The sequence below is a fragment of the [Clostridium] celerecrescens 18A genome, from assembly GCF_002797975.1.
Classification (GTDB): Bacteria; Bacillota; Clostridia; order Lachnospirales; family Lachnospiraceae; genus Lacrimispora; species Lacrimispora celerecrescens.
Genome location: NZ_PGET01000001.1, coordinates 3,595,497 through 3,611,578 on the forward strand (window position 1 = coordinate 3,595,497; position 16,082 = coordinate 3,611,578).

The following is a 16,082-nucleotide window of genomic DNA, read 5'->3' on the forward strand; positions in this document are numbered from 1 at the left end:
TCCCTCCTTTTTATTTTTACCGTTTTCTGTCTGACAGAACGGCTGTCAGAATCACCAATCCTTTGATCACATCCTGGTAATACGAGGATACGCCAAGTATGTTAAGACTGTTGTTTAATACTGCTATTATGAGTACTCCGATAAATGTGCCGTATATCTTGCCCCGGCCACCGCTCATACTGGTTCCGCCGAGAGCGACAGAAGCAATGGCATCCAGTTCATAACCGGACCCCAGCGTAGGCTGAGCCGAATTAAGACGGGATAAAAGAATAAGACCTGACAAAGCGGCCATGACGCCGGATATGACATAAGCTATGATCTTTGTTTTACGTATGTTGACGCCAGCCAGTTCGGCTGCTTTCCAGTTACTTCCGGTTGCATAGATATGGCGTCCAAATGTGGTTTTTGTAAGCAGGAACCAAAAAAATGTGAACATAAGTATCAATAATATAACCGGTACCGGAATTCCAAAAACATCGCCTTTTCCAATTGATTTTAAAAGCATGCTCTCACCCAGCCTGGATATGGGCTTTCCATTGGTGTAAATCATGGTCAGCCCCCGGTATGCGGTCATTGTTATCAGCGTAGCTATAAACGGTTGTAATCTTCCTCTGGTCACCAGCGCACCGCTTATCAGTCCAAGAAATGCTCCGATCAGCAAGGAGGCAAGCATAGCAGCTCCTGCCGGAACTCCTGAAGTTATCATTCCTGCACAAAGTGCCGTTGACAACGCCAGAACGGAACCAACTGATAAATCTATGGCACCTGTTAGTATAACAAAGGTCATACCAAAGGCGATAAAACCATTTATGGAAGACTGTCTTAAAAGTGAGAGAAAATTGCCGGACGTACGAAATTCTGGACTTATGATACTGATCAGTGCCACTATAAGAACCAGAGAAATCAGTGCGCCATAATCTCCCATATAATTGAACCATTTCTGTTTCTTTTCTTTCATCACAGTGTCCCTCCTGTTGCAAGAGTCATGATTTTTTCCTGATTCGCTTCTTCCTTATTAAGGATACCGCGGACTGTGCCTTCCCTGATTATCATAATCCGGTCACTCATTCCCAGAATTTCCGGAAGTTCGGAAGAAACCATAATGATTGCGACTCCCTTTGCTGCCAGTTCATTAATAATGTTATAGATCTCTTTCTTTGCGCCTACATCTACTCCTCTTGTTGGCTCATCAAGGATCAATATTCTGGGGTTGGTATATACCCATTTGGCAAACACGACCTTTTGCTGGTTTCCACCGCTTAATTTTCCACATTCCTGAGACTGATGGAAACAGCGTATTTTCAGTTCTTTAATTGCATTTTCGGCTAAACTTTTTTCTTTCCCTTTATTGATTACATGATACCGGTCAGATATGGAGGCCAGATTTGTCAGGGATATATTGTTTTTTATGCTGTCTTCCAGCATAAGCCCCTCGGTTTTTCTGTCTTCCGTAATAAAGCCGATTCCATATTTTATGGCTGCAGCCGGATTGTCTATGGTACATTTTGTGCCATCAATAAAGATGTCGCCTCCATCATGCTGCATATTTCCAAATATAGACCTCATGACTTCCGTACGCCCTGCGCCCATGAGGCCGGACACACCAAGCACTTCGCCTTCTTTTACTGAAAAACTTACATTTTCATATATTCCATGTTTTGTAAGACCCGATACCCTTAATATTTCTTTTCCAATAGAACTCTTTCTTTCTGGATACCGTTCCCCAATCTCACGTCCAATCATCATTTTTACGATGTCTTTTTCATTGGTATTTTGGGTTTCTTTTGTTCCCACATACTGCCCGTCTCTTAAAACTGTAATCCTGTCACACAGCTCAAATATCTCCTCCATGCGATGGGAAATATAAATGATGGAAACTCCGTCTTTCTGCAACTTTTTTATTACCTTAAAAAGAATTTCCGTTTCACTGGCCGTAAGTGCCGCTGTAGGCTCATCCATAATGATCACCTTTGCCTCGCTCATAAGCGCCCTGCAGATTTCTATCATCTGCTGCTGCCCTACCGCCAGCTCTGCCATCCTTTTCTTCACAGGTATTTTAACCCCTAATTTTTCCAGAATGGTTTCTGCCTGTTTTTGCATTTCTTTTTTATTGCAGATTCCTCTACGAGTTGTTATCTCCTTCCCCAGGAAGAGATTTTCCTCTACTGTCAGGTCAAAAAGTACATTCAGTTCCTGATGGATCAGGATAATACCTGCATGTTCCGCTTCTTTCGGTGTTTTATAAACAACCTCTTCTCCATCGATCAATACCGTTCCGGAATCTTTCTCATAGATACCTGTCAGTATCTTCATGAGAGTGGATTTTCCAGCCCCGTTTTCACCCATCAGTGCATGGACCTCGCCGCTTTCCAGGCTGAAACCGGCATCAGTCAGTACAGCATGATCACTAAACGATTTACAGATTCCTTTCATCTCAATTTGCATAGCTCTTCTCCCTGCCCTTAACCCTGGGCTGCAAAAATGCAGGCTGACACCAATATAATGTTTGCAAACGCAGTTATTTCACCGGTTCTTATGACAGCCTTACACGTTTTTGTCTGATCTTTCAGATTTTCATGGGATGTAAAGCATTCCACTGCATCCGGAAACTTTTTTTTCATCATGCCTCGTATGTTTTCCAGCATCTCCGGATTATGATCTTTCATTTCCTCCGCCAAAATGTAAGATTCCACTGCCATATCATCAGTAACCGCATCTAAAGTTTCCAGGAATGAAGGAATATTAAAACGCAAAGCTAAATCAATCCGTTTTGTCTCATCTGGTATAGGCAGTCCACAATCTCCGATACAAATCGAATTTGTATGCCCCATGGAAGAAAGGACGCTTGAGATGCTGCTGTTTAATATTCCATTTCTCTTCATGGTTTTCCTCCAATCCCATAACTATCACCTGCATTACAACTGCCAGACTGGCCTTCCAGCTCTCTGATCACATCTTTAAGTTTCGGCATACCGCCCTGGGCACCAAACCGCTCTACCGACAAACCGGAAGCCAGGACTGCAAACGTCAGCGCCGTTTCCATGTTATCGTATAATCCAAGTGCTACGGCAAATGCGCCGTTAAATGTATCCCCTGCTCCCGTAGTATCAACTACATTGGATTTTCTTGCCGGTAAAGCCACTGCTTCTTTTTCATGATTGAGGTAAATGACTCCTTTTTCCCCTTGGGTAATAATGAGCTTTTCCGGATATTGTCTTAATAAAGACTTAGTATCAGCCATATCTCCAAATATGATCCTGGCTTCATGCTCATTTGGAGTAATATAATCAACCAGCTCTACCAGTTCTCTTTTTATCTCTCTGGCCGGTGCCGGGTTTAATATGACCTTTACTCCATGATTTGCACATAAGCCAATGACATATTCCACGGTTTCCTGTAAAATCTCCTGCTGCAATAATACAATGTCGCACGTTAATAACTTTTCTTTGATGCCGTCAATATACTCAATATCTACCGTATTATTTGCTCCTGCTAAAACGATAATACAGTTATCGCTTTCCGCTACCGTTATGACAGCCAGCCCTGTCACCTGATTTTCACGTACTTTTATATAATCTGTATGAATACCTTCATTTTTCAGGTTCTCAATCAGAACTTTTCCATGGTCATCGCTTCCCACACAGCCAAACATCGTTACATCCGCACCTAATCTCGCGGCCGCAACCGCCTGATTTGCACCTTTTCCTCCCGGAATATAGGAAATGGTATCGCCTGTAATTGTTTCCCCTTTTCCCGGTATCCGCTGTGCTGTAACAGTCATATCCATATTGATGCTGCCTACAACTCCGATTCTCATTTCTGCCTCACCTTTCCGAAATCTAAATTATCTAGTTTTGTTAGTAATGCGGATTTGTACTTGATAAAACGTTTTATCAATCTTGTAAATTCATATTATCATTGTTTTTTATTCATGTCAAGACAAAAAACAAGAATGATAAATCGTTTTATCATATATAAGTTGCTTTTTTATGTAAAATACGGTATTATTGTTCATATCAACAATACACCAGAGGTCAAATACTATGTCCATAACAATAAAAGAAATAGCCAGATTAGCGGGAGTTTCTCCAAGCAGTGTATCCCTGGTTTTAAACAACAGGCCAAATAGAATTTCTGAACATAAGAAAAATCTTATCCTGCAGATTGCTGATGATAACCAATATATCCCAAATGCGGCGGCACGCAGTCTGGTAACCAGAAAAAACAATACATTCGGGCTTCTGATCCCTGATATAGAAAACCCTTTTTTTTCCAAATTATCAAAAACTTTAGAATTGCAGCTCAGAGCGGAAGGATATTCATTGATTATCGTCAACTCCAACGATACATTTGAAGGAGACATGATTTTAATTGACCTTCTGGCGGCAAAAGGGATCGACGGAATATTTGTGGTAATTTCCAATGAATCCTATCTTCATCAGGATATCATCGAGCAGAAATTATTACAGCTTAATCTTCCATTTGTAATGGTCGACCGCATATTCGATTCATTTTCATGTAATAAAATATATTTTGATAATGTAGAAGGTTCTTATATTGCAACCAAGTATCTATTGGAGAAAGGCCACAGAAAGATTGCCTGTATCTGCAATACTTTCATTTCCAACAACTCTCTTTCCCGTATACACGGATACCGGAATGCAATGACGGAATATGGAATCAAGGTACCGAAAGAGTATATCATTCCAGCAAACTACCGCATAGAAGGCGGATATGAAGCCGCAAAGCAAGTCCTTGACACGGACTGCACCGCCATATTTGTATGCAATGACATGATGACCCTTGGCATTCTAAGATACTTTTCAGAGCAGGGTATCCATGTTCCCGAAGATTATGCCATAGTAAGCTATGACAATCTGCTGTCTGATTATTTATTCGGAATAGAAATATCAAGTGTGAACCAGGACGTGGAAGAGCTTGGAATAAAGGCCTGGAACATCATGAAAGAAGCGGCCAGACAGGACAAGAAAAAAGAAACAAAGCAAAAGGAAATATGTTTAATGCCCACACTGGTCATTCATTAAGACAGTCATACCGCATATAACAAAAAGGCATGTTCCAAAGCTATGCATGAAACTCATAGCTCTGGAACATGCCTTCTCTTATTTTTAACTCAGAGAAATTCTTCCATCTCATCCTCCATCCGCCTTAAGGCAATGGCATACTTTTTAAATTCCTCTGCTGCCTGTTCCCTCTCTTCCCCCTTATAGCAGATCCGATGCTCCATACTGGCCCATAAGTCCATGGACATTGTGCGCAGCTGTATTTCTACCGGGTAATATTCCATACCATCGGTGTGATAGACCGGAACTCCAAAAACTATATGGAAGCTTCTATATCCATTGGGCTTTGGATTAGCAATATAATCACTTTCCTTTATGATCACAATATCCGACTGCTTCTTTAACAGGCTGACAATGGCATAGATATCCGTGATAAAATAGCAGATGACCCGGATACCGGCAACATCCGTCAGATAGTTTCTGGCCGAATCAACGCTTGCCTCATATCCGTTCTTATCCAGCTTGTTTTCAATGCTTTCCTTTTGCTTAATTCTGTACTGGATATGATGGATGGGGTAATTCTGGTTTTTTCTCCTGTAGTCATTATTCAGCACATCCACTCTCACACGAATGTTTTTAAGCGCATCCTCATAGGGCTGGATAAAACAGAGATACTCTTCTTCAGTCATATTCCACCTCCAAGGCATTTCCTTTTCACAATTATTAAGTATACCGTTTTTTTGTGTCCATATGGTGTCCATAGTATGAACTCCACATAAAAGTATCCAAGCTCATATACAAAAAAGCAGCCGGAAAGGATACATGGGGATCCCTGTCCGGCTGCCAGCAGGAATTATTCCTGCCCGTCATGTGTTTCTTTCATCTCTATCTCTTCGTTCTCAGGCATCTCTTCCTGATGCTCGTCCCCTTTTGCCATCAAAATGCTGCTTACAGGCTCTTCCTCATCTGCAAACAGCGGCTTAAGCTCGTCCCCTTTCTCCTCTTCCTCTTTTGGAATATACTGATTAAACACGGGAGCCAGGATATAGGAGTTAATAAATGCCAGCAGCGGAAAGCCAAACAGCATGAATATCATCAGCATTGGAGGTACCATTAGCAGGAATGCAGCCGCCAGCAAAGCTCCGTCAATGGCAATCATACCAATGGTGCGGAATAAATGGCGCAGGGACATAAAAAAGGCGTTGAAAAAGGTTCGTTTTACCGTATTGAAAAATCTGGCCTGAAGTGGAAAAATATACGTAAAGACAGCCGCATAGATTAGAACCATTGCCAGGAACACGGTAAGCATCACGGTCCGAAAGGACCCGGAACCTGTAAACAATCTGGTAAAGAAGTACAAGTCAACTCCAAGGATCAATCCTACAACCAGAAGGATCAGCCAGATGATCGTAGATTGCTTAAAGTTTTCTTTAAATGACTTAAAAAAAGAACGGATGGTATACCCATCGTCATCTCTTGCAAGCTTCAGGGTTACATAATATACAGCTGTGGTAGAAGCTCCTATGGTAAAAATAGGAATGCTGCATATCAGCCATAGGATATTTAAAATAATCAGATCTCCAAATTTACCGATAAACCGCCATACCGGGTTATCATAATTAAAAAAACCAGAAAACATACGTTCTTCCCCTTTTCATAGTGGCATTAAAAGATATTATATAGGATTTACCCTTAAAAAGCAAACATTCTTTCTTATTTCACCAAAATTTTATTTTTATTTTAATGAAAATCCATGGTTGTGTGATATAATTAGACAAGTATCTTTAATAATAAAGAAAGAGGCGTAAAACATGACCCCATACGAAGACAAAACCCTCAAAGACTCTATGCGTGAGGAACGGGACAAGCTGAAAAATATGAGTGTGAAAGACAGGCTCTGGTACATCTGGGAATATTACAAGATCCCCATCATCATTGCCGTTGTGGCCGTGATTTTTATCTCTTCCATCGGTTCAGCCATATACAACAACCGGTTTGAAACTGCTCTCTCCTGCGTCATTTTTAACAGCAGCCCCGCCGGTGAAACCGATTCTGTTGATGATTACTTTAACCAGGGCTTCCGTCAGTATATTGACCTTAAAGAGGATGCAAAGATCGAGGTGGACTACTCCATGTCTCCGACCTTTGACGAATCCTCCATGAATGAATTTACCTATGCACAATTAGCCAAAATAACCGCCATGATATCCAGTAAGAGTCTGGATGTTATGATCGGAAAACCGGAAACCATAGACCACTTCGGTGAAATGGGCGGATTTGTTGACTTAAAGGAAATCCTCCCTGCAGACGTCTACGACAAGGTAAAGGAGCACCTTTATTTTGTAACCAATCAGGAAACCGGCGAAAGCACGGCCTGCGGTCTTCTCATCGACAGCACGGATTTCTGCGATAAAACCGGCCTTATCATCGATGAACCGATTCTTACCGTCATGAGCAATTCCACTCATACAGACACAGCCGTGGAACTGATCCGCTACGTGTTCGGGCAATAAGCCGGAACCCCAGATCTTCAGCCAGCTTGATTGACGCTAAGTTCCGTTCGTCGATCCTTGCATAAATCTTCTCTGAAACAGCCAGGGCAGTGTAGGAAAGAATGGCTTTACAGGCTTCCGTTCCATATCCCTGCTGCCTGTATGGGGAAAAAATGTGATATCCCAGTTCCACCGGGGTATCATTCTTTTTTATAGCCCTTAAAAACTCCTCCTGCCCGGTAATCTCTAAGTTTGATATCCCCGCCTTTCCCACAAGCTTCCCTTTGTCATGGTCAACTACGGCCCAAATACCGTACTCATAAAAGCCGTATTGATGACCGATGTAATCCTTCAGGATTTCTTTCGTTGAAAACAGGAAGCCCGACTTCCCAGCCTCAGGCTCATCTGGTATAGAGACATAGTCCTGGGGAACGAATTCCCGGATCGTCAAGCGCTGGGTATTAGCAATATTCCACGGAAGTCCCTCTCTTCTCCTGATGACCCGCTCTAAAAACACATCATCAAGATCCTGAAGATCCTCTACAACATAGGCGGCAGGGGCAAGGTTCTGGTCCGTTCGTTCCCGGTCCCATAAACCAACAACGGCCCTGCCTTCCGCAAAAGCAGAACGCAGGGCCTCATGATCATCGGATATGGTAACCTGGAAAATCTTTCCTTCTACTATAATATCCCGATCCCAGGTCATTGCCTTAGCAGGTCTCCGGTTCCGGATATTCTTCCCCAAAGGTTTCCACTGTCATGGACTGGATCTTCTGCTCTTTCATGGGGCGGTCATTGTAATCGGTCTTCACATCAGCAATTTTGTTCACAATATCCATGCCTTCCGTGATCTTACCAAATGCAGCATAGGAGCCATCCAAATGGGGAGATGCCTTGTGCATAATGAAAAACTGGGAACCGGCAGAATTGGGGTTCATGGCTCTTGCCATGGAAAGCACTCCCTCAGAATGCTTAAATGCATTGGTTACGCCGTTCTGGCTGAATTCTCCTTTAATGGAATAGCCTGGACCTCCCATTCCGCTTCCTTCCGGACATCCGCCCTGGATCATAAACCCATTGATAACCCTGTGGAAGATCAGTCCGTCATAAAAACCTTTTTTAATTAAACTGATAAAATTATTTACTGTGTTTGGTGCAATCTCCGGATAAAGTTCTGCTTTCATCACATCACCGTTATCCATTGTAATCGTAATAACCGGATTTTTCATATTTTTTCCCTTTCTGCTTTCCTGCCCATACTCTTTGGGCATAAAGGTATACCTTTAAGATATTTATTGCGTCAGATTCCGCATATGGCTATATTTTATCAAATACTCCTATATTTGTATAGTCCCATTTGAATTCAGTCCTATATATATCCTATCGTTCATACTTTGTTTAAATTTCATTCAAAAACCTTTTACATAAACAACATGATTTCTTCATGTTTCATGGTTATACTTAAAACATAAAATACAAATTGCTTATAAGATTTTTTTCATAATACTCGAGCTGGTAATTTATTATCAGCTCTCCTCCCTTTTTGAAACAACTTTTTGAAAAGCGTATTGCATGACTGGTTCTAAGGATCAGCCATGTAATACGCCTTTTTATTTGGTCATGCTATTGTCAATAATCAATGTAAAACTTGATGGAGGGTGAGCAGAGTGGCAGGCACAGCTTCTTCTACAATGCCATCAACCAGTTGTTTGACGATACCGGCCTTCTTCTATAGTCCCCCCAGATTCACAAGCTCCGGGGATTGTAAGTAATTCTCAAAAAGACTTGCCATTCCTACCTGTATATTGTCATAAGTCTTGAAAAAATATTCACAGGTCGCTGTATTGATGAAGGCTGTATATTTGGTGTAATCATAAGAATTCCGGCTTGTTATGACTGCTCCTTTCGGAATGGTAACGCTCTCCATGACATGAAAGCATGAAATAACCGCTTCCATCCGGCTTTGAGGTGTTGGAATAAATGATTTTAAATAAGCGGTCCTGACAAAGCGCTCCGGAGAAGTATATCCTCCCGGCAGAATCTGGGTACCTCCCGCCTGTCCAAATGGAGTCAGTCGGTCATTCCCCCAGATGGCCTCCTCGGTCTGATAGGGAGAAGCCTCCATGTAATTTCTCAGGTTCGTCTTATGCCAGTGAAAATCGGGACTGTTAGCCATAACGCCAATGGGATTTTCCATTACTTCCATCCCTCTTTCCGTCTGCTCTATGACAACACATTCCCCGCTGCGGTCTACCGCCATCCAATGCAAAGGGGCCACAGTCTGTGTCACCGGATCCTCTACTCCTACGATTGAGAGATTCTTCAGTAATTGCCGTAAATCATCGATATCTGCGCATCTTCCTAAAATATAATGAAGGAAATCAATGGATGCAATTTGTTCCCTGTCCCTTAAATCCAGCATGGTATCATATTGGGCATAGCCTGCAAAATAAAGAGCCGCAGCAGCAAACCCCATCTCATTGACTCCGTCAAAAAATCCAAAATCCCCATCCAGTTCCTGTCCGATGCCGATAAAGCAGTAGATATCCTTGATTTTCTCCATATTTAATGAATTATCCCATTCATAATTCTTTGGAATTATGTAAAGATGAGGCTTAATATCATAAGAAAAATCCATATTCCTTCCAAAAAAGGTTTCCCCTTGACGGGATCTTAAGGTAAATGCCGTGCACATACAAACTACCTCCCTTATTGTAAATTACTTACTTATTTATATGGGAGCTTGTGGTTTTTATGTATGTAAAATAGAGGATAAGACAAAGGGACTATAAAAAAATAATATTACTTAAAATAGCACGCAAAAATGAGCTTTGATTGGTTTTTAATCCATTTTCAAAGCTCATCTTCTGCCCAAAACACTATTTTATTATATAAGCTGACATAACAATTTAATTTAACAGCCCATTTTCAGGCTACAGGGATTCCAGCACTTCTTTTAACTCATCCATGCCTTCTACAGGCTTCATGCACGCCCCATTGCGGCATACATAATATTTGCTGTCTTCAGAAGGAACCGGATAATCTGCTGTGAACGGAGCTGCCTCTGACAGGGCTTCCTCATTCATAGGAGTTTTTAAAATCACGCTGATATCAGGCTTCCGGCTTCTTTGTAAGCTCTGAAGCTCTGTTAATATAGAATCCTCAGCGGAAACACATACAATTTCCGTAGATGGATAAAGGATGCTTTGAAATGCAAGCAGAGAAAAGCAATAGTTTGCAGGGCTTCTTTCCACCTCTTGCGTCAGGTAAGATACCTGTTTTTCCAGAACGTTCTGCCATTTGATTTTCCCGGTCAGGTGATAGAGCCTGCTTATTACATATGCGGCAACGGAATTTCCTGAAGGAAGAGCACCATCGTAAAGCTCCTTCGGACGGCTTATGAGTTTATCCCTGTCATGGGCATACATATAAAACCCTCCCTGAACTTCATCGAAAAACAGTTCAAGCATCTTTTCAGATATCTCAGCGGCAATATGAAGATATTTGACATCAAAGGATGCCTCATATAACTCCAGCAGGCCAAAGGCATAAAACGCGTAATCATCAAGCTGTCCGTCGTGAACTGCCTGTCCCTCCCGGTAACGGATAAAGAGCCTTCCCTTTTCAGAGGTCAAATTCTTCTCTATAAACGCCTGCGCATTCTTTGCTGCATCAAGGCACCAGGCATCTCCCAGTACCTCATATGATTTTGCAAGTGCCCCGATCATAAGTCCGTTCCATGAAGTCAATATCTTATCATCCGTATGAAGGGATGTGCGTGTTATCCGGTAATCATAAAGCTTTTTACACAGATTCTCTAATCTATCACTGCCAGCACCGTAATTTTCATTTCCAATGAGATTTGGAATATTCTTTCCCTCAAAATTACCTTGTTCCGAAATTCCAAACCAATTACAGAATTCATCTGCATCGCCGTTAAGAATCTGTTCGATCTCTTCCTTCTGAAACGTATAAAACTTTCCTTCCACTCCTTCGCTGTCAGCGTCCTGACCGCAGTAAAATCCACCCTGCTCATCAGTCAGCACGTCCCTTACGTAACGAAGGATTCCCCGGGATACCCTGGCATAAAGGCTGTCCCCTGTCATGGCATAGGCTTCCGTGTAGGCATACAGCAAAAGCGCATTGTCGTACAGCATTTTTTCAAAATGGGGTACCAGCCACATTTCATCTGTAGAATAACGGGAGAAACCGCCTCCAATGTGGTCGTATATTCCACCCCGGTACATCTGCCTGAGGGTCTTTTCCGCAGCAAGAAGAGCATCTTTATCTTTTTCATAAAAGTAATGCCTTAAAAGGAAAAGCAGATTATGAGGCATGGGAAATTTAGGCGCCCTTCCAAAGCCTCCCCAGTTCTTATCAAAAGACCTTTTTAACAGGCTTGAGGCTGAAAGAAACAATTCTTTATCCGGTTCCTTGCCCTCATTATTAACAGATGTCCCTTCCTTGTTTAAATATCCGGTAATCTCATCTCCCGCTTCCAGAAGCTTATGTTTCTCATTTTCCCAAAGCTTCCGGATAGAGGTCAAAACATCCAGAAGACCGGCAGATCCCCATCTTGAAAATTTAGGCAGATAGGTCCCGGCATAAAATGGTTTTTGTTCCGGCGTCATAATGATCGTTAATGGCCACCCACCGGAACCGGTGAGAGCCTGGCAGACTGACATATATACCGAATCAATATCCGGCCGCTCTTCCCTGTCCACCTTTATCGCCACATAAAATTTGTTAAGAACATCCGCCGCCTCCTGGTCTTCAAAAGACTCATGAGCCATGACATGACACCAGTGACAAGTGCACATATTCAACCGGAGTTAGCTATACCCAATAGATAAAAAGATGGGCTTATCTTCTGCTTCCGCCTTGGAAAAAGCCTCTTCTCCCCAAGGAAACCATTCCACCGGGTTGTATGCATGCTGAAGTAAATAGGGAGATTTTTCATTGATTAATCTATTGGGTACTCTATCAACGTTTGACATATGGCATCACCTCCTTTATTTTTCTATATTTTATAATCTTGGTTAAAATTATAACAATCCTTTTGAAGTCAGTAAACTTCTGACGGTTTCTATTATTTTACCATTGATACATAGGTTTCGCTTAAACTAAAATTTTATACTTATACCACCTTTATTCTGCTAAAAGATTGAGATAATAGTATACCCTAACATAATCGTAGATACAATATCTGCACAAGGCAGAGGAACATTTGGCTGCCGGCATAATCTTATCATAATGATTTGCTTTTTCCTTCATATTTTGATATTATATTATGATAATTCAGTATTTTCCTATATAATACTTTTGATTTCTGATATACAAGATCGAAGGTTGAAACATTAAACAGCGGTTGAATCTATAAATATATATTAGCGGGGTGACGAAATGGACGATATAAAGCACAAGCTGACGGTATTAGCGCGTATCGCAGAAGAATTAAATCACAAAGATGTTACATGGGCCATTGGAGCCTCTTTGCTGTTATACTTTAAAGGAATTGCATCTGAGTTTCATGATATAGATATTATGATTGCCGAAGACGATGCGGAAACAGTAAAAGATGTATTATTATCTTTGGGTGATATGAAACAGCCTAATCCAAACGCCAAATACAAAACAAAATGTTTTTTGGAGTTTCATGTTGATGGCGTTGATATTGATGCAATGGCCGGATTTGTTATCGTGAACCAGGATAAGGAATATTATTTTCCATTAAAAAAGGAGAATATTAAAGATTTCACTGAAGTTTATGGCATTAAGATACCCTTACAGTCGGTTGAAGAATGGCGTAAATACTATGAATTGATGGGACGGAATGAAAAAGTAAAAATGATCGATGCATAGCTGCAGATTCCTGCTTAATAAAACCCGCTTACGGCTGCCTTGTCAGACCTTCCGTAAGCGGGTTCTTGTGTCAATGTTCCGGTATCACCTGCGGCATAATAAAATTTCATCAATTAAACCATACTCCTTTGCCTCCACAGCCGTCATATAACGATCCCGTTCCATATCTTCCTCAATTTTTTTTAACGGCTGGCCGGTCAGTTCGCTGTATATTTCATTGAGTTTTTTCTTTGTTCTTTCAAGCCAGTCACTATGGATTTTAATATCCGTAGCCTGCCCCTGCAGCCCGCCGGATATAGACGGCTGATGGATCAGAATTTCACTGTTTTTAAGAGCAAATCGTTTTCCCTTTGTCCCTGATGCCAGAAGCAAGGAAGCCGCGCTTCCCGATTGGCCGATACTTATGGTGGAAACATCACATTTGATGTTATTCATGGTATCCATAATAGCGAACCCATCTGTTACAGAGCCTCCGGGGCTGTTGATATATAAGTGAATATCCTTATTAGGGTCAGCGGATTCCAGAAAAAGCATCTGTGCTATAATCAGGCTCGCCGTGTCATTGGTCACAGTGCCGTTCAGCATGATAATACGGTCGTTCAGCAGCCTGGAAAATATGTCATAGGACCGCTCTCCCCGGGCTGTCTGTTCTATAACCATTGGGATAAGATTGTTCATAGAAACCTCCTGGATTATTATGCGGCCATGTTCATGATTTTGCTGGAACGGCAGCTCAAATCAATCATATGATCGGAATTGACGCTATACCTTTTCCGGTATTTTCCCGGCGTCAGTCCATAAATCTTTAAAAAAGCCCTTGAAAAGGATTCCTGAGAAGCGTATTGATATTCCAGGGCGATATCGATAATCGGCCTGTCTGTCCGGGCAAGATCTCCTGCTGCCTTTTCCATCCGCCTTCTGGTGATGTATCTGGTAACGGATTCTCCTGATACTTTGTGAAAAATTCTATGATAGTGATATTTTGACAGATAGGCTCTTTTTGCAAGATCATCTAGATCAATCTTACCATTTAAGTTTTCCTCGATATATTTAAGCGAGTCCCCCACTTTTGAATGATAATCCATATACCTGCTCCTTTCCAAAAACATATTATCATTATATACTCTTTCGAAAATAAATTCTTGATAATTTTTGCTTAATTTAGGTCTGATCTTTTCACTATATAAAGGAATTGTTTCAATCAAGGCCTGATATGGACTGTGGAATTGTGCTGCGTGATATGATATGATAAATGCAAACGAAAACTTATATAAGCCATAAGGAGAAAACGATTAAAATGAACTTTGAAATAACTGATAAAATTAAAGAACAAGATGAGGAAATCATTTACCAGGGCTTATTAAACTATAATCTACCCAGAATTGAGGACAAGAACCCAAGAGATTTAGGAATTTATTTGCAGGAAGAGACAGGAGAAAAAGCCGGTGGACTGATCGGGAATACACACGGCAACTGGTTGTTTGTCAAATATTTATGGGTCAGGGAAGACTTACGGGGTCAAAATATTGGCAGTAAGCTTCTAAATCAAGCCGAAGAAACAGCAAAGGAACGGGGGTGCAGATACGCATTTCTGGATACATTCAGTTTTCAGGCGCCTGCCTTCTATGAAAAGCACGGATATAAGAGTGTGTTCGCACTGGAAGAATATCCTGTGACAGGAAAACGCTACTATTTTACTAAAACTTTGTAAATGTAATCTAATGTCACTTGTTTCTATTACAGCGAAGGGGGAATACGATCATTGAGGAACATTTATAGAATAGAATTCCATACAGGAAGCAAAGAGGAATTATTACCTGATTATGCACAAGACTTCCCATATATTGCCTCCTGCTCCCAATTGGACAAATTTATAGGGCGTTTTGTTCCATGGCATTGGCACAAACCCGTGGAGTTGTTTTATATGGAGAGCGGAAGAATGGAATATTGTACGCCCAAAGGAACCATGATATTTCCCGCAGGTTCCGGCGGAATGGTCAATTCCAATGTGCTTCACATGGCAAGGCCGCAAGCGGAATCAGAAAAAAACATTCAGTTCCTCCATCTTTTTGACCCCTCTTTCATAGCTGGCCAACACGGCAGCCGGATAGAGCAAAAATACGTTACGCCGATTACCACAGCCCCGCAGGCAGAAATTATCGCCTTATATCCTGATGATCCGGAACAGGCAATGGTTTTAGATACTATTCGGGAATCTTTTCACCTTTCCGAAAATAACTTCGGATATGAGATCAAACTTCGGGAAACGTTATCTGACATATGGATCCGGCTTTTCGACATAGCGCGTCCTCTATTGAAAGAAAAAGGGCATTCCAACAAAACAAATGATAAAATAAAATCGATGATGGTATATATCCATGAGCATTATGCAGAAAAAATTTCTATACCAGAGATTGCCGCCGCCGCTTATTCCAGCGAACGCGAATGCTTCCGGGTGTTCCACGATTGCCTGCACATGACACCGGTGGAATATATTAAAAACTACCGTTTACAATCAGCTTGCCATATGCTGTCAGACAGCAAGGAAACGATTACCTATATAAGCCATGCCTGTGGATTAGGAAGCAGCAGCTACTTTGGAAAGGTCTTTCGGGAGTATATCGGCTGCACACCCCTGGAATACCGCCGCAAATGGCAGGAAAATGATATAAAAAGGCAGAAATAATATATTTATTCAATAAAG

At 41.5% G+C, this 16,082-nt stretch carries 16 protein-coding genes and 1 pseudogene; 5 read left to right on the top strand and 12 right to left on the bottom strand.

Annotation, left to right across the window (positions count from 1 at the left end; all coding sequences use genetic code 11):
- Nucleotides 1–16: 16 nt before the first annotated feature.
- The 4 genes from H171_RS16395 to rbsK are packed head-to-tail and all read right to left on the bottom strand — an operon-like array spanning nucleotide 17 to nucleotide 3,817.
- Nucleotides 17–958 carry an ABC transporter permease gene (locus tag H171_RS16395; protein WP_100306095.1) on the bottom strand — a complete coding sequence of 314 codons (942 nt, stop codon included), beginning with the start codon at nucleotides 956–958 and terminating at the stop codon, nucleotides 17–19.
- Nucleotides 958–2,445, bottom strand: a complete 1,488-nt coding sequence (locus tag H171_RS16400; protein ID WP_100306096.1) for a sugar ABC transporter ATP-binding protein — start codon at nucleotides 2,443–2,445, stop codon at nucleotides 958–960. Before H171_RS16400 ends, H171_RS16395 begins: the two co-directional genes overlap by 1 nt.
- A gap of 17 nt (nucleotides 2,446–2,462) precedes the next feature.
- The gene (gene rbsD / locus H171_RS16405) at nucleotides 2,463–2,882 is read right to left on the bottom strand and encodes a D-ribose pyranase (RefSeq protein ID WP_100306097.1); all 420 of its coding nucleotides are present in this window, start codon (nucleotides 2,880–2,882) and stop codon (nucleotides 2,463–2,465) included.
- Nucleotides 2,879–3,817, bottom strand: coding sequence for a ribokinase (gene rbsK / locus H171_RS16410; RefSeq protein ID WP_100306098.1), 939 nt, complete (start codon nucleotides 3,815–3,817; stop codon nucleotides 2,879–2,881). The genes rbsD and rbsK overlap by 4 nt, the downstream gene beginning before the upstream one ends.
- A 226-nt stretch (nucleotides 3,818–4,043) precedes the next feature.
- On the opposite strand from rbsK, the gene H171_RS16415 reads away from it, so the two are divergent.
- Entirely contained in the window at nucleotides 4,044–5,045 is a 1,002-nt protein-coding gene (locus tag H171_RS16415; protein WP_100306099.1) for a LacI family DNA-binding transcriptional regulator, read from the top strand.
- Nucleotides 5,046–5,134: 89 nt separating this feature from the next.
- On the opposite strand, the gene H171_RS16420 is transcribed toward H171_RS16415, so the two are convergent.
- Nucleotides 5,135–5,713: a GTP pyrophosphokinase gene (locus H171_RS16420; protein ID WP_100306100.1), complete on the bottom strand. Its 579-nt coding sequence runs from the start codon at nucleotides 5,711–5,713 to the stop codon at nucleotides 5,135–5,137.
- Nucleotides 5,714–5,877: 164 nt separating this feature from the next.
- Entirely contained in the window at nucleotides 5,878–6,663 is a 786-nt protein-coding gene (locus tag H171_RS16425; RefSeq protein ID WP_100306101.1) for a YesL family protein, read from the bottom strand.
- A gap of 172 nt (nucleotides 6,664–6,835) precedes the next feature.
- Here H171_RS16425 and H171_RS16430 point away from each other — a divergent pair, with 172 nt between their 5' ends.
- Nucleotides 6,836–7,537, top strand: a complete 702-nt coding sequence (locus H171_RS16430; RefSeq protein WP_100306102.1) for a hypothetical protein — start codon at nucleotides 6,836–6,838, stop codon at nucleotides 7,535–7,537.
- Here H171_RS16430 and H171_RS16435 read toward each other — a convergent pair.
- The 4 genes and pseudogenes from H171_RS16435 to H171_RS16450 form a co-directional block, all read right to left on the bottom strand.
- Nucleotides 7,473–8,261 carry a GNAT family N-acetyltransferase gene (locus H171_RS16435; RefSeq protein ID WP_242976975.1) on the bottom strand — a complete coding sequence of 263 codons (789 nt, stop codon included), beginning with the start codon at nucleotides 8,259–8,261 and terminating at the stop codon, nucleotides 7,473–7,475. The genes H171_RS16430 and H171_RS16435 overlap by 65 nt on opposite strands.
- Complete coding sequence (locus H171_RS16440; protein WP_025231267.1) at nucleotides 8,227–8,745, bottom strand: peptidylprolyl isomerase; 519 nt, start codon at nucleotides 8,743–8,745, stop codon at nucleotides 8,227–8,229. Before H171_RS16440 ends, H171_RS16435 begins: the two co-directional genes overlap by 35 nt.
- Before the next feature lie 500 nt (nucleotides 8,746–9,245).
- Complete coding sequence (locus tag H171_RS16445; protein ID WP_100306104.1) at nucleotides 9,246–10,211, bottom strand: choloylglycine hydrolase family protein; 966 nt, start codon at nucleotides 10,209–10,211, stop codon at nucleotides 9,246–9,248.
- 238 nt (nucleotides 10,212–10,449) lie between these two features.
- A pseudogene (locus tag H171_RS16450) lies at nucleotides 10,450–12,513 on the bottom strand (thioredoxin domain-containing protein).
- Nucleotides 12,514–12,919: 406 nt separating this feature from the next.
- Here H171_RS16450 and H171_RS16460 point away from each other — a divergent pair.
- Complete coding sequence (locus H171_RS16460) at nucleotides 12,920–13,378, top strand: nucleotidyltransferase domain-containing protein (RefSeq protein WP_100306107.1); 459 nt, start codon at nucleotides 12,920–12,922, stop codon at nucleotides 13,376–13,378.
- A gap of 84 nt (nucleotides 13,379–13,462) precedes the next feature.
- Here the strand turns inward: H171_RS16460 and H171_RS16465 are convergent, their stop codons facing one another.
- Both H171_RS16465 and H171_RS16470 read right to left on the bottom strand, forming a co-directional pair.
- On the bottom strand, nucleotides 13,463–14,056 hold the full coding sequence (locus H171_RS16465) for an ATP-dependent Clp protease proteolytic subunit (protein ID WP_100306108.1): 594 nt from the start codon (nucleotides 14,054–14,056) through the stop codon (nucleotides 13,463–13,465).
- Nucleotides 14,057–14,073: 17 nt separating this feature from the next.
- Nucleotides 14,074–14,463 (bottom strand): helix-turn-helix transcriptional regulator, encoded by a 390-nt coding sequence (locus tag H171_RS16470; protein WP_100306109.1) that lies wholly within the window; start codon nucleotides 14,461–14,463, stop codon nucleotides 14,074–14,076.
- Nucleotides 14,464–14,675: 212 nt separating this feature from the next.
- On the opposite strand from H171_RS16470, the gene H171_RS16475 reads away from it, so the two are divergent.
- Both H171_RS16475 and H171_RS16480 read left to right on the top strand, forming a co-directional pair.
- Nucleotides 14,676–15,089 (top strand): GNAT family N-acetyltransferase, encoded by a 414-nt coding sequence (locus tag H171_RS16475; protein ID WP_100306110.1) that lies wholly within the window; start codon nucleotides 14,676–14,678, stop codon nucleotides 15,087–15,089.
- Nucleotides 15,090–15,140: 51 nt separating this feature from the next.
- A complete protein-coding gene (locus tag H171_RS16480) occupies nucleotides 15,141–16,064 on the top strand; it encodes an AraC family transcriptional regulator (protein WP_100306111.1) in 924 nt (307 codons plus the stop codon).
- Nucleotides 16,065–16,082: the final 18 nt, after the last annotated feature.

Bases quoted from the DNA above. Each gene is read 5' to 3' on its own strand.
- rbsD (WP_100306097.1), bottom strand. From the start codon at position 2,882: ATGAAGAGAAATGGAATATTAAACAGCAGCATCTCAAGCGTCCTTTCT.
- H171_RS16425 (WP_100306101.1), bottom strand. From the start codon at position 6,663: ATGTTTTCTGGTTTTTTTAATTATGATAACCCGGTATGGCGGTTTATC.
- H171_RS16430 (WP_100306102.1), top strand. From the start codon at position 6,836: ATGACCCCATACGAAGACAAAACCCTCAAAGACTCTATGCGTGAGGAA.
- H171_RS16400 (WP_100306096.1), bottom strand. From the start codon at position 2,445: ATGCAAATTGAGATGAAAGGAATCTGTAAATCGTTTAGTGATCATGCT.
- H171_RS16415 (WP_100306099.1), top strand. From the start codon at position 4,044: ATGTCCATAACAATAAAAGAAATAGCCAGATTAGCGGGAGTTTCTCCA.
- H171_RS16395 (WP_100306095.1), bottom strand. From the start codon at position 958: ATGAAAGAAAAGAAACAGAAATGGTTCAATTATATGGGAGATTATGGC.
- H171_RS16465 (WP_100306108.1), bottom strand. From the start codon at position 14,056: ATGAACAATCTTATCCCAATGGTTATAGAACAGACAGCCCGGGGAGAG.
- H171_RS16460 (WP_100306107.1), top strand. From the start codon at position 12,920: ATGGACGATATAAAGCACAAGCTGACGGTATTAGCGCGTATCGCAGAA.
- rbsK (WP_100306098.1), bottom strand. From the start codon at position 3,817: ATGAGAATCGGAGTTGTAGGCAGCATCAATATGGATATGACTGTTACA.
- H171_RS16470 (WP_100306109.1), bottom strand. From the start codon at position 14,463: ATGGATTATCATTCAAAAGTGGGGGACTCGCTTAAATATATCGAGGAA.
- H171_RS16445 (WP_100306104.1), bottom strand. From the start codon at position 10,211: ATGTGCACGGCATTTACCTTAAGATCCCGTCAAGGGGAAACCTTTTTT.
- H171_RS16475 (WP_100306110.1), top strand. From the start codon at position 14,676: ATGAACTTTGAAATAACTGATAAAATTAAAGAACAAGATGAGGAAATC.
- H171_RS16440 (WP_025231267.1), bottom strand. From the start codon at position 8,745: ATGAAAAATCCGGTTATTACGATTACAATGGATAACGGTGATGTGATG.
- H171_RS16420 (WP_100306100.1), bottom strand. From the start codon at position 5,713: ATGACTGAAGAAGAGTATCTCTGTTTTATCCAGCCCTATGAGGATGCG.